The 12,197-nt window shown below is 67.5% G+C and carries 15 protein-coding genes and 2 pseudogenes; 11 read left to right on the forward strand and 6 right to left on the reverse strand.

The window, feature by feature from the left end; all coding sequences use genetic code 11:
• The 4 genes and pseudogenes from ACIRCZ_RS18500 to ACIRCZ_RS18515 form a co-directional block, all read right to left on the reverse strand.
• On the reverse strand, positions 1 to 124 hold a 124-nt coding region (locus tag ACIRCZ_RS18500), incomplete at its 3' end, for an SOS response-associated peptidase family protein (RefSeq protein WP_402856064.1).
• Positions 125 to 134: 10 nt separating this feature from the next.
• Positions 135 to 599 (reverse strand): annotated as a pseudogene (locus ACIRCZ_RS18505) (SOS response-associated peptidase family protein).
• A gap of 959 nt (positions 600 to 1,558) precedes the next feature.
• Positions 1,559 to 1,792 (reverse strand): hypothetical protein, encoded by a 234-nt coding sequence (locus tag ACIRCZ_RS18510; RefSeq protein ID WP_402855767.1) that lies wholly within the window; start codon positions 1,790 to 1,792, stop codon positions 1,559 to 1,561.
• A gap of 10 nt (positions 1,793 to 1,802) precedes the next feature.
• Positions 1,803 to 2,657: a hypothetical protein gene (locus ACIRCZ_RS18515; protein WP_402855770.1), complete on the reverse strand. Its 855-nt coding sequence runs from the start codon at positions 2,655 to 2,657 to the stop codon at positions 1,803 to 1,805.
• 97 nt (positions 2,658 to 2,754) lie between these two features.
• Here ACIRCZ_RS18515 and ACIRCZ_RS18520 point away from each other — a divergent pair, with 97 nt between their 5' ends.
• Positions 2,755 to 3,012, forward strand: coding sequence for a hypothetical protein (locus tag ACIRCZ_RS18520; protein WP_402855773.1), 258 nt, complete (start codon positions 2,755 to 2,757; stop codon positions 3,010 to 3,012).
• Positions 3,013 to 3,361: 349 nt separating this feature from the next.
• Here ACIRCZ_RS18520 and ACIRCZ_RS18525 read toward each other — a convergent pair whose 3' ends face one another.
• On the reverse strand, positions 3,362 to 3,601 hold the full coding sequence (locus ACIRCZ_RS18525) for a hypothetical protein (RefSeq protein WP_402855776.1): 240 nt from the start codon (positions 3,599 to 3,601) through the stop codon (positions 3,362 to 3,364).
• A 467-nt stretch (positions 3,602 to 4,068) separates the two neighbouring features.
• On the opposite strand from ACIRCZ_RS18525, the gene ACIRCZ_RS18530 reads away from it, so the two are divergent.
• The 10 genes and pseudogenes from ACIRCZ_RS18530 (at position 4,069) to ACIRCZ_RS18575 (ending at position 11,411) form a co-directional block, all read left to right on the forward strand.
• Complete coding sequence (locus ACIRCZ_RS18530) at positions 4,069 to 4,464, forward strand: DUF3846 domain-containing protein (protein WP_402855779.1); 396 nt, start codon at positions 4,069 to 4,071, stop codon at positions 4,462 to 4,464.
• A gap of 95 nt (positions 4,465 to 4,559) precedes the next feature.
• Entirely contained in the window at positions 4,560 to 6,062 is a 1,503-nt protein-coding gene (locus ACIRCZ_RS18535; RefSeq protein WP_402855782.1) for a ParB/RepB/Spo0J family partition protein, read from the forward strand.
• Between the two features lie 59 nt (positions 6,063 to 6,121).
• On the forward strand, positions 6,122 to 6,298 hold the full coding sequence (locus ACIRCZ_RS18540; RefSeq protein WP_402855785.1) for a hypothetical protein: 177 nt from the start codon (positions 6,122 to 6,124) through the stop codon (positions 6,296 to 6,298).
• A 695-nt stretch (positions 6,299 to 6,993) separates the two neighbouring features.
• Entirely contained in the window at positions 6,994 to 7,197 is a 204-nt protein-coding gene (locus ACIRCZ_RS18545; protein ID WP_402855788.1) for a hypothetical protein, read from the forward strand.
• 317 nt (positions 7,198 to 7,514) lie between these two features.
• Positions 7,515 to 7,847, forward strand: a pseudogene (locus tag ACIRCZ_RS18550) (DUF3560 domain-containing protein); the annotation flags it as partial.
• A 123-nt stretch (positions 7,848 to 7,970) separates the two neighbouring features.
• On the forward strand, positions 7,971 to 8,240 hold the full coding sequence (locus tag ACIRCZ_RS18555; protein ID WP_402855791.1) for a hypothetical protein: 270 nt from the start codon (positions 7,971 to 7,973) through the stop codon (positions 8,238 to 8,240).
• Positions 8,241 to 8,755: 515 nt separating this feature from the next.
• Positions 8,756 to 9,271, forward strand: a complete 516-nt coding sequence (locus ACIRCZ_RS18560; RefSeq protein ID WP_402855794.1) for a hypothetical protein — start codon at positions 8,756 to 8,758, stop codon at positions 9,269 to 9,271.
• Positions 9,272 to 9,470: 199 nt separating this feature from the next.
• Positions 9,471 to 9,773, forward strand: coding sequence for a helix-turn-helix domain-containing protein (locus tag ACIRCZ_RS18565; RefSeq protein WP_402855797.1), 303 nt, complete (start codon positions 9,471 to 9,473; stop codon positions 9,771 to 9,773).
• Positions 9,774 to 9,825: 52 nt separating this feature from the next.
• Positions 9,826 to 10,926, forward strand: a complete 1,101-nt coding sequence (locus ACIRCZ_RS18570; RefSeq protein WP_402855800.1) for a M23 family metallopeptidase — start codon at positions 9,826 to 9,828, stop codon at positions 10,924 to 10,926.
• Positions 10,926 to 11,411 carry a hypothetical protein gene (locus ACIRCZ_RS18575; protein ID WP_402855803.1) on the forward strand — a complete coding sequence of 162 codons (486 nt, stop codon included), beginning with the start codon at positions 10,926 to 10,928 and terminating at the stop codon, positions 11,409 to 11,411. The genes ACIRCZ_RS18570 and ACIRCZ_RS18575 overlap by 1 nt, the downstream gene beginning before the upstream one ends.
• A gap of 63 nt (positions 11,412 to 11,474) precedes the next feature.
• On the opposite strand, the gene ACIRCZ_RS18580 is transcribed toward ACIRCZ_RS18575, so the two are convergent.
• Positions 11,475 to 11,969, reverse strand: a complete 495-nt coding sequence (locus tag ACIRCZ_RS18580) for a hypothetical protein (RefSeq protein ID WP_402855806.1) — start codon at positions 11,967 to 11,969, stop codon at positions 11,475 to 11,477.
• Positions 11,970 to 12,197 lie beyond the last annotated feature (228 nt).

Below are 12,197 nucleotides of genomic sequence, written 5' to 3' on the forward strand. Positions count from 1 at the left end.
GGTCGCCGATGACGGTTGGGTCGATCCAGTGCAGCCACATCTCCTGTGGCAGGATCACCGGGTTTCGGTCGTGGATGTCGGCCAGGGTCCGCACGGCGTCGGAGGTGACGATCGTCGCGGTCAGGTGCCAGCCTTCATGGTCGTCGCTGTTGCGGGTGCTCGGGTTCCCGCCACCAGGAGTACAGGGCGGCCATGCCCATCAACTGGCCGTCCGGGTAGTGGATGAAGTGCGGGATCTTGTTCCCCTTCTCCGCGTGCCATTCGTAGTAGCCGTTGGCGAGGATGATCCCGCGGCGCGACTTCACCGACGCCTTCCACCGCCCGTTCGACAGGAGCTTGTCGGCGCGGGCATTGAAGGTGAATTTCGGTCTCATCTCCGCCGCTCCCGGCGGCACGATCGTCTAGAACGCCGTCTCGAACCGCAGCGTGCGCTGCCCGTCCCGCTCGGACTCCAAGAACAGCGGCACATCCTGTGTCGGGGCGATATTCCACGATGGCCGCCACCCTGGCTTCCAGTCCTCGGGCTTGCGCTCGGTTGTCTCGACGAACTCGGTGATGAGCTCGTTGACCGTGTCGTCCATCGCGAACCGTCCGCACATGCCCGACAGACTACGCGCCACCTCCGACCACGTCCGCGATCTCAGGCGGCATCATTCCGCCGGCCGATCGAATGGTGGTTCCTCGCCGCGGCGTGCACGGAGTTTGGCCAGCAGTGCATCTCGTCGCTGCGCCCACCGCACTGCCTCGATGAAATCTCCCTGTTCCTCAGCATCGAGCATCCTGGTGGTTGCGTAGATGAGCCCTCGGTTCGCGCGTTGTCCTGCCATGCACCCGACGTTCTCAAAGACCGCGACCAAGACGCCAGAGCCCTGGCGCTGGATGGGTGGAGAACTCCCCCGTCCGCTGCAGCGCCACATCGACGTTACCGCTCCTCCCTCTGCGCCGACGCGGGAGTGGAGCGCATCGTCGAGGTGCTGTCGGCGACAGCGAGGGATCACGTGCGGCGCACCCCGACGGCCCACGCCTGAGTCAGCCCGGCGCGGACTCCAGCTCCGTGAAGCACGCAGCGGTCGATATGCGGCCGCCCATGCACAGTGAAGCCAGCAGAGCCAGCGCACACTGACGCTTAGTGTTCTCGCTGGGCAGGAAAGTCGAAATGAACCGTGTTGAATCAGCCCCTAGTGTTCCGGGGCCTCATCGCCTAATTTATCTGCTTTTGGAGCGTTCCGACGAGCGAAAGCCGGCCGAACAAGGGCCAGGGCGACCCAAAGTCCAAGGAGGACCAAGAGTACAAAAACGGCACCGAGCAGCGCGAATGTGAATGAAATCAATCGACACTCCTACAGATCACCAGAACTGAAACTATCAGTCCCAAAATAGCCCACTTCCGTCTCCTGCCGACGTCTAATTAGCCGGCCGCGGAGCCGCCTTGGGCGTCTCGCGGGGTCGTCCCCGCACCCCTACGGGCCGCGGCGCGCAAGCGCGCCCCCGGACGAGGAGTGAGGCAGCTCGCCGCGTCGAGAGGCGAACGGGGCTGGCTGGGTGCTGCAGGCGGGTATCAGTCGGTCACGACTCGGGGAAGGAGGCACCAGCCTTCGGGGACCAAGGGCTTCAGGGTGGTGTTCGTGGTCTGGTAGTCGGGGCCGGTGGCGTGGATTTGGTCCGTTTCGGTTGCTTGGATGGTCGCTGTTGCGGTGATGATCCCGCCGGACATGGTGTGCTGCACCTGGGTCAGCTCGAACCCGTCGGGCAGCTGCTCGCTCTCCAGTGCACGCCAGCTCGCGCAGAACACTGCTCGGTGCCTAACGGGCGGCAGCGATCGGCAGCACGCCGGCTGCCAGCTCCGCGGCCTGGAGCTGCCCGTCGACGAGGCGAAGCGTGCCGGTGCCGCCGCCGCCGCGGCCGCGGACGTCGAGCTCGTGCCCGCTCAGGTGACCCCATCCGGCGCCGACACCGTGGACGCGGCGGCCGGAGATGGTCAGGGTGGCGCGTGCGCCCGGCCACTCGCGGTCGACCACGAGCGCGGTGTCACGGCTACGCATCCTGCCCTGCAGTCTGGCGAAGTCTCCCGCTGCGGGAAGCTTTCGTGGGTGCGCAGCGATCACGGTCGTGGTCTCCACCAGGGCGGACAGGGCAGGCCGCTCGCCCGGATGAGGGACGAGGATGAGCCGGTCAAGGTCGATTCCCGCGGCCGCCGCCTCGAGGCCGAAGTCCGGCATCCTGATCACCGCACACCATCCGCCGGCGAGAGAAGGCCCAACGAGCGCCCGCCTGCAGCAGCGCCGTCGACCACCGCCTGGACGGCACCCATCAGCCGCTCGCCGCGATAGTCGGGGGTTTCCCGCTGCGCGGGTCCAACCCTGCACGCCAGCGGGCGCGCTGCTCGGCCGGGTCACGATCGACCCGTCTGGTGCGGTCGCCGGGGTGATGAAGTTCGGCATCCCCAACGCCGTCGCGCACGCGTCGATCGCCTGGTTGAGCTCGTCGTAGTAGCCGAGTGGCCACCGCTGCTCCCGTTTGAGGACCCAGTGGTCGACCCTGTACATCATCAGCGACTCGTGCGTGTCCGGGCGCACCGCCAGCCGGTATTCGATCTGGAACCGGATCTGCAGGGCGTCATCGAGCACCAGCCACACCGTCTCCCCCGGCCTCAACACCCGCACACTCTTCGCTTCCTCCCGTCCAGAGCATCGAACATATGTTCGAAAGCGTGGTGCAATGGTGTGAGCTCTTCGAACCCGTTCGGAGGCCGTCATGAGCATCGCGCCTGCCGCTGACATCGTCCATGTCTGGACCGATGCTGGCGCTCCTGCCCGTCTCGTCTGGGCGGGCCGACGATTCCGCGTCGTCGCCGCCGTGGAGCTCCACCAACACTCGCCGCTTGAGGAAGCGCGGTCGACCGGGTGGGCGTTGGTCGTCGTCGCCGAAGCAGATCCGGCCGAGGTGCGCGCCCTGCAGGTGCAGCCCGGCACAGGTGACACGTGGTGTGTCGTCGACACCGACTCGGCCTGATCCGATCGTGGGGACGTCGAAACGGTACGACCTGTATAGCGGGCAGCTCAGCGCCCAGACGGAATCTGACGCCCGCCAACCGCAACCGGTCAGCCTCCCGGACGCGGTCGTGGTCGCGACTGGGCGGCGCAGGGACGAGGACCGGCCGGTGCCGGTGCGGGCGCATGTTCCGGTGGAGGTCGCGTATATGGATGTGCAGCTCGTCGACGCGATCGCGATCGCATCGACTCCTGGTTGGGCGGTGTTGCTACGCTTTACCCCGGACGGTGAGCAGCGTGCCGTGTATGTGTGGGTGTGGGCATCCAGCGTCCGCCGACGCTAACCGTCCAGGACGGCGGCTCGGTCCCTTCTACGGGCGTTCGTCGGTGTCGGTGGTGGTCCGTGGGATGAGGCCGGTGTGGTCGTAGATGGCCTGGTCAGGCCAGCCGTCGTCGTCGTCGAGCTCGTACACGTCGTACGCGGCCGCGCCCGCGTACAGGGCCGGGATTCGCAGCACGATCGGTGCGGTGGATCCGGCGGTCGGCACGAGCACGGCATGGTCGCGTACGGCGTCGTCGTGGAGCAGCACTGCACGGAACATCCGCGTCATGCGCTCACTCTAAAGCCCGCCGTCTACCGGCACCGTCCAACGATTGCCGTCCTGTGCGCGGCGGCGTGTTCGGGCGCCCATCGAGGGCGCCCATCGAGGGCACCCGGACACGATGACGAAACCCCGGCTTCTGTAGACCGGCCTCGAGCGGGTGAGCGGTGAGGACCGCCGTGCCGGCGGATTGTTCTGACTAAGTGGACCCGCGCAAGCGCGGGACTGTGTTGTGCCCTACGGGCGATTTCGCCGCCATCTTGGCAGCCCGAACCTATCGACTCCGGTCGCTGCGGCCAACGCGCCGCCTGTCACTGCGCGGAAATATCAGCCCGGATCCATTCGCTGTGCTCACTCCACCGGGCAAATATTTCGGCTCCGTTCGGGCTCTGCTTATGGCCTCCACTCCCTCCGCCGATCGGTTAGGTCTCGCCAAGGTGGCACCGAAAAACAATCGGCAACAGGAAGGAGAGCGAATGCTTTCAGGGATTGTGATCGACCCGCACGGGGGAATCGCGAACGTGTGGTGCAGTTTCAGGTCGGAGGGGCAGCGGCAGGAATGGATGCGCGGCCACATCGACTGCGAACGCTTCGAGTGCGTCAGCCTGCCGGAGAGCATCGACGTGTGGGTGGACGAGGAATTCCTCTACAACGGCGCACCCGTCAACGACGAGCTGACCCGCATCGTCGGCAGGCACCAGCCCAGCACCCCGATCCGGGGAAACGGTCTGATCCTCGGCGTCGACCCCGCTACCGGTAACACGGTGTCGCTGACGCTGGATCAGCAGGCGTCCGTGATCGCGTGGTGGCGGACGTTCACCACGGGCGGCAACAACCCGGAGGCCCTGCGCCCCCGGATGGCGCTCGTCTAACCACCCCATCCCATAACAAAGGTCCGGGACCGAAGCAGTCGAATTGCCTCGGTTCCGGACCGGTTACCCACCACCCTACCGAAAGAAGGAACATCATGGCGAACACCGCCAAAACCCGCACCACGAAGACCGCGGCGACCGAGCAGCCGACCGCGGACCTGTCCGCGCTGGTCGCGTCCGGGCACGTCACCATCGAGGTTATCGACGTGGCCACCGCCGAACTGGACCCGAATATCCGTACTGAGTCCACGTACTCGCCCGAATTCGTGGACTCGATCCGCGCCGAAGGTGTCAAGGAGCCTGTGTACGCCCGCCGTGGTGACGACGGCACCGTGTACGTGTGGGACGGGCAGCGCCGCACCCTCGCTGCGAAGGAAGCAGGCGTGGCGACCATGCTCGGCCTGTTCGGCCTCACCCCGGCCACCGTCGCCGGTTCCGCGCGCATCCTGGACCAGTTGCGCACGTTCAACCGCGCCGACCTGTCCCAGGCAGACCGGATCGCCGCGTACGAGCAGTTGGCGCTCGATGGCATCAAGGTGGAGCAGATCGCCCGTGCCACCGGCCACAGCAAAGACAAGGTGAAGGCCACGTTGACCGTGGCGAAGTCGACCACTGCCACCCAGGCGGCGAAGGACTACGGGCAGGTGTCGCTGGACCGGTTGCTGCTGATCGCGGAGTTCGACGGGGACGAGGCTGCATGCGACACAATCCTGAACGTGGACGACGAGGACGATCTTGCCTATGTGGCGCAGGAAATCCGTGACAGCCGCGCCACCGCGCAGGCGGAGGCCGCGTTGGTGGAGAAGTTCGCCGCTGACGGATATCAGGTGTTCACCAAGTGGGGCGGGTTCAGCTACCTGTCCGGGCTTACGGACGCCGCCGAGGACATGACCGAGCGGCCCGCACTGACAGAGGAAACCCACACCAGCTGTGAGGGCCGCGGCATCTACCTGTCGGTGTGGGGCGCAGGTGAGGACGACTACCGTGCCGATCAGGTGTGTGCCCAGTCCGCCCTGCACCGCGACCGCTACGCCCGCACGACCAGGGCCACGCTGCCAGACGAATCCGACCAGGAGCGTCAAGCGCGGGAGGACGCCGCAGCGGAAGCGGCGCGAACCGAACGTGCCCGCGTGCTCCGCAACAACAAGGCGTGGCGCACGGCGGTCAAGGTTCGCCGCGACTGGATCACCGGCCTCCTGGCCCGCAAGGCACTGCCGAAGGATGCGGGCGTGTTCGTCGCACTGTCGTTGACCACCCACGCGGCGACGATCACCGGCTATCAGGCGGCCGACCTGGTTGGTTCGTTCCTCGGCCAGAAAGACAGCCACTACCGAGGCGACGCGGCGAAGCTGGTCGACGCCACCCCGACCAAGGCCGGTCACGTGTCCCTCGCCGTGGTGCTCGCCGCGCGGGAAGCCTGCGCCGAGGACGTGAACGGGTGGCGACACCCCAGCCAGACGGTCTCCAGCTACCTCCTGGCGCTGGAAGCGTGGGGATACAAGCTCTCCCCCGTCGAGAAGATCGCAGCCGGATACTCCGAAACAGACAACGAGGCGACCGACGCCGAGGCCGACACGACCAGCGCGGACGCCGCTTAAACCTCACACAGGGGCGGCGACCATCGGTCGCCGCCCCTGGACCTGAACGGAAACAGATCATGGCACTCAGCGACACCGCCGCTCTCGACCGGCTCGCGCACCTGCTCGGTACCAGCCCAGAGTGGTCCAGCCCCGCCGACTATCTCGAAGACATTGCGAACCTGGTCGCCGCGAGCGGAAGGCAACACCCCGGAGACGCCGACCCAGATACCTACAACCCTCACCGTCCCGACTAGCCAGGCTCAACGGGAGGGCGACCCGCAAACCGGGTCGCCCTCCCCGCGTGCGGCATCCCGTCCCGACCGGGCCGGAATGTGAGCGGGGCCTGCGGCCCCCTCACAGCTCCCCAGCCGCTGTGGTCACCACATGCCGGCCGGGTGGTTGCCCCCAATGGGCACAGTTCACGGGCGGGCGCCGCCGCGACCTGCACCCAGTGGGGAAAGACAGCCACACCCCCGCAGGCGGCCGGGTTGGTCGGCCGTTGACCACCTGTGCACAGCACAGAGATCTCCTCCGGTCTGTCCTGCACCCAGGTGGACAACGGCCTCCGCACCGCGCGCACGCGGTGGGCCGGCCGGAGGCTGGCGGCGGTCGACGGAGCGCCCGCATGGAGTTCGCAAGCTCGCACCTCTTCTTTGCCATTTCCGCCTGACGAGCTTATGCACGCCCGTCGCCTCGACCGACGAACCCGCCACCCGCACCCACGGATGCCCGGGGAAGGTGCTCCGCACCTGTGCGCCCACACTCCCGCAGGCAGGCTGAGAGGCGGAACCCCCGCCCGGGGCGACGGCCGCGCATCGGCGAGATCCCCCGGAAATGGCAAAAGAACGATCCAGGGAGAACCAACTCATGACCACCCTCACCCCGCCCGCCCGCTCGCCCGACACAGGTGGACCCGACCACGGCACGGCTGACAGGACAGGCGCGCCTGGTGCGCTTGTTCCAAACCATCTACCGCGTCCACGCTGTCTACCTGACCGTCACGGTGCTCGCCCTGGCGGTCACGATCGGCGTGGCCGCGACCACACACTCGGCCGCCCTGCTGCCGGTGATCACACAGCTCGGGGCCGGGTTCATCGCCGGGTTCGTGACCCTGTCGCTGACCGCAGCGGCCGACCTGAGACTCACCCACTGACCCCGCATACACGAACGGCCCGGGACCGAAGCATTAGAGCTGCCTCGGTTCCGGGACCGGTCGCCAACCACCCTACCGACGAAAGAACACCATGACCGCACTGACCATCACGCACAACCACGAAGAAGGCACCATCATCCACGGCACCGCCCGCGGCGACGGCACCGCCGACATCCTGAAAGCACAGAGGTGGCGGTGGGGCCGCAGCATCACCGCCTGGTACCTCCCCCCACAGTCGCGACAACCTGGCCAAGACCTACGAGATCCGCCGCACCGCCGCCGCGCTCGAAGCGGCAGGGTTCACCGTCACACTCGACATCTCGAACGACTTCCGGCCCGCCGCCGAGGTCGAAGCCGACAAAGCCCACCGGGCGGCCGCGCGAGCGGACGCTCTCGACCAGAAGGCCGACCGGAAAGCGGCCGCCGCCGAAGCGGCGGAGGCCGCACAGATCGCCGCGTTCAATGCCCTGCCGCCGGGTGGTGAGCCAATCAAGGTCGGCCACCACTCCGAACGCCGCCACCGCAACGCGATCGACAAAGCAGACCGCGCGATCGGGCGCAGCATTCAGGCCGATCGGGACGCTGCTGAAGCCGCCCGCCGTGCCCGCATCGCGGCCGACGCGACCGACCGCCGCAACCGGCCGCTGACCGTAGCGAACCGGATCGACAAACTCCACACCGACATCCGCGACCGCGCCCGCCGCCTCGCCAGCCTCGGAGATCCCGCGACGGACACCGAGCAGCAGGCCGAGTACCGGGAACGGCTCACCCTGATGCACGCCGAGCTTCACGACAAGGCAACGTACTGGCAGGCCGTGCGCGCGCAGCAGATCGCCGACGGCCTCACCGTCGACGCCAGCCGGAACACAATCAAGGTGGGCGACCGGGTGCAGATCAAGGACCGCGAGTGGGAACGCGTGGTCAAGGTGAAGGCGAAGACTCTCGACGTGCACACCCCGCACATGCCCTGGCCAATGCGATACACCTCCGGCGAAGTCACCGCGCACCAACCCGAACCCGACGAGGCCGCAGAGGCCGGGTAGCACGCCGGACCGGGCTACAGATCAGATTGTTCTGTAGCCCGGCCTCGGGCATCGAGGCGCGGGGGCCGGCAACCGGCCGGCCGCGAAGGTGCCCCTTCGGCCCCCTCGCACTCCCCCACGCTGGCAGTCACTTGATCGAGCATCATATGGCGCAGCTCCCCCGGGGTAAACCCGGCCCCTCTCGCTCCACGAAAATTCTTCGACGCGGTCGCAAGCTCCCTTATTTCGCCGAAGATTTTTCGCTCCACTCGGTGTCCGGGTTGACCCCTCCTCCACTGCACCATCTGGTCCCCGTATCAAGTAACTGCCCAGGACTAGCAACGGCAGTTCATCACGACCCAGAAGGAGCATCCCATGTTCGAGAACACCACCAACGCGCAGGCCGGAACGCAGACCGTCGGCGGGTATGAGGTCCCGACAGACCCAATGGACCTGCTGCAGTGCGAGTCCTGCCAGTAGCCGCTGCGCACCCCACCCCTTCTACCCACTGACGAGACCGACGAGAGGAGCGAACGATGTCCCGGTACACGCCCACAGAGATCCTGACCGCAGGACTCAACGACACCCGCGAAACGTTCGCCCACCTCTACGTCGTCCTCGACAAGCTGCGCGCGGCCGCCGCGTACAACTACCACCGCGCCTACGTCGACATCGACGTCGACAGCGACCAGCCCGGACGCCTGCCGTTCCACCCCGCACCGGCCGGGTTCGGCGGCAACGAGCTCGCCATCCCCGCCCGGAAGGTGAACCTGACCGGACTCACTGACGCCGGGCTGCAGCTCTACATCCACGGCGTCCGCGCCGCCCACACTGGGCGCGTGCAGCTGCTCGAGCAGATCGAGACCGCCGGCCACGACCTCGAGCGGATGCTGATCGCTCTCGACGGCACCGCCACCACCACGGGCGCCCGCATCGCCCACCTGATCGACGTCGCGGAAAGGCACGCCAACTACGTTCCGACCGGCCACCACGTGACCGGGTGGGACGTGCCCGTGCGCATCCCCGGCACCACCACCTACACCACCTGCTGACGGACCCCACCATGCCAACGACCGACGCCTGCACCACTCAGGTCGCGCGGCTCGCGCATTCCATGCATGGAAACGCGTACGGCAGGTAGGACGCCTGCGCTGCTTGCGCTGCACTCAGATCACACGATTCCGACGCGCCAGAGGTAGAGGATTGGTGGGGTGGGTGCCGTGGAGGGCCGGTTACGATTCGATGGTGGCTGTGGACGAGAACGATGATGTGTACGCGCTGCTTGGTGTGCAACCGATCCGCGCGGAAATCTTGCGGGTCACGCTCGCTCGGCACCAGGTGACTGCGGCCGAGTTGATGGAAGAGCTCGATCTGACCCGCAACGGTGTCGGCAAACACCTGACCGAGCTCACGAATGCTGGGCTGCTCGTCGAGCGGCGTGCGACCCATCCGCGCGGTACGGGCGGGATCATCTATTGGTCAGCGGATCGCGCGGCAATTACCAACGCTTTGCTCACACTGGTCGGCAGAATTCTCAGTCACCCGCGCATCTAATTGCACGCTGAGTGCATACCGGTTAGGGTGCGGCCATGTGTTGCTTACGCTTGTGCCTGTTCACCCACTGCCCCGGGACGACCCTGTGAAGGCGGTCGCGGCGGTCTTGGCCGGCGTGCTCGGTCTCCCCTTGTCGTTGATCCTTGCGCTCACCCTTGCCGGGTCGACGTCGGCGTCGGCGCTGTGCGGGGGCGGGGCGGGAACGGTGAACGTCGCGGCGATTCCTGCGACGGCAACCGTCGGCGGCTACAACGCCGGCCAGCTGGCGAACGCGGGACACATCATGAACGCCGCGGCAGCGTTGAAGCTGAGCGTGAAAGCGGAGCAGCTCGGGGTGATGACCGCGATGGGCGAGTCGTCGCTGAACAACATCGGCCACGGCGACAACGCGCTCAACCCGGAAGGCAGCGTTGCTGACTCGATCGGCCTGTTCCAACAGCAATCCTCGTGGGGATCGACCACTGACCGGATGGACCCGGAGATCAGCGCGACGCTCTTCTTCAAACGCCTGGTCACCGTGCCTGGGTGGGAGAGCATGGAGCCGTCCCTGGCGGCACACACGGTCCAGGTGAACGCGGACCCGAACCACTACACGAGGTGGTGGCAAGACGCGGTCGACGCCACGAACGAGCTCGCGCAGAAGTACGCAGCCGCCGGCCCGACAACGTGCACTAGCGAACAGGCCGCGTACCCGTTGAACACCCCGTACGTGATGACTGATGACTTCGGCCCACGGCCGGCGCCGGGCGACGGCGGTTCGACCTGGCACAAGGGCGACGACTTTGTGGGGCAGTGCGGCGATCCGATCTACGCGGTGCTGCCGGGTGCGGTTGTCGAGTCGAGCTCGTACACGCTCGGCGTGCAGTCGCCGGATGGCTTCACCGTCCTCTACCTGCACTCGTACCCGCAGGATCGGCTGGTGCACGTCGGCGACCAGATCACTCGTGGTGAGCAGATCGCGAAGGTCGGCTCCGCCGGCCCGTCCACCGGCTGCCACCTGCATCTCGGGATCAACATCACCGGCAACAAGAACCCTCAGGTCGCCGCGCTGCCCACGGACCCGAACGCGCCCGGCTACGTGGACCCGGAGACGTTCATGGACCTGTTAGGCATCACCCTGTGCCCGGCCGACTGGTGCACGCGGGACTACTGATGCGCGCGGCGGAGCTCGATCGGTTCTTCTCCCACGTCATCAAGGGGCCGTTGCCGGAGGACTGCTGGTTCTGGGTCGGCGCGATCGGTGACGACGGCTACGGCCGGTTCTGGATCAGCCGGGACGGCCGCCAGCGCGCCGTCCGCCCGCACCGCTACCTCTACGAGCACGTCACCGATCGAGAGATCACCCCTGGGGACGTGCTCATGCATGACTGCGACGTGCCGATCTGCGTCCACGTCGACGCCGAGCCGGCGCGATCGCATCTGGCGCTCGGCACGCGCGCCAGCAATATGCGCGACCGCAGCAGCAAAGGCCGGGTAGCGAACGGCGGCAGCGTGCACCGGATGCGGGGCCTCGGCCGCGCGGTCCTTTACGCGCACTCCCGCGCGCTGCGCGCGCAGCTGCTCGAGCGCGGCTTCGACCGCGGGGCGATCGGTGCGATCCTCGCCGACATCGACCCCGACCAACCGACCCTCTTCTAACCCCGGCGCACACAGTTGAGCCCTCCTCGACGCGTGTCAGGGAGGGCTCAACCATGTGGGTTCCTAGGATGCGAACGCGTGCGCTTCTTCCTGCTCGGTCGCGTACGCGTCGCCGAGAGCGTCGCCGCCTGCGCCGCGTGCGCCGCCCGCGACGCGCGCGTCGGGGTCGGTCTGCGGCGCATCCGCGGCCGCGTCGCCGATGCTGATGGGCTGTGCCGGCGGGCGATCGGGCTGCGCCGCGGTCGCGCGCCGCATGTCCGCGGGCGTGCAGCCGAGCCGGTCGATGACCTCTCCCCGCTGCACGCCCGCGTCGAGCATCGTCCGCACCACCTGGTCGCTGGCCGCGACCGCATCCGCAGCCGTGCGCTCCGCCTTCGCCTCGGCCGCCTCAACCTCGCGGTCGCGCTGCGCGTAGACCTTCTCCATCAGATCCGCGGCGGTGAAGTACTCCACCGCCAACGCCTCCAGCCTGTTCTCCCGCTGCCGATACTCGGCCGCTTTCGTCCGCGCCCGTTCGCGCGCGGACACCTGCCGCGACGCCGTCGACTTCTCCGCCATACTGTGCTCCTTTCGCTTGCACGCACAACCCAGTATGCACTGTGGGTGAATTGCGGCAGTCGATCGCATTGCGTGGCTTCCGACGCCTGCGGCTCCGGCGAGGGGCGAACCCCTCGCGCTCCCCCAGTGCTATCTGACCGCCACCAACATTCGCGCAGCGTCCGCCGACGCATCGGCGCGCGTCGCGAGCCCACCGGGCCGCGACGTGCGGGGGCGAGCCCCCGCACG

This window comes from Leifsonia sp. NPDC102414, assembly GCF_044765685.1.
In the GTDB taxonomy this organism is placed as follows: domain Bacteria; phylum Actinomycetota; class Actinomycetes; order Actinomycetales; family Microbacteriaceae; genus Leifsonia.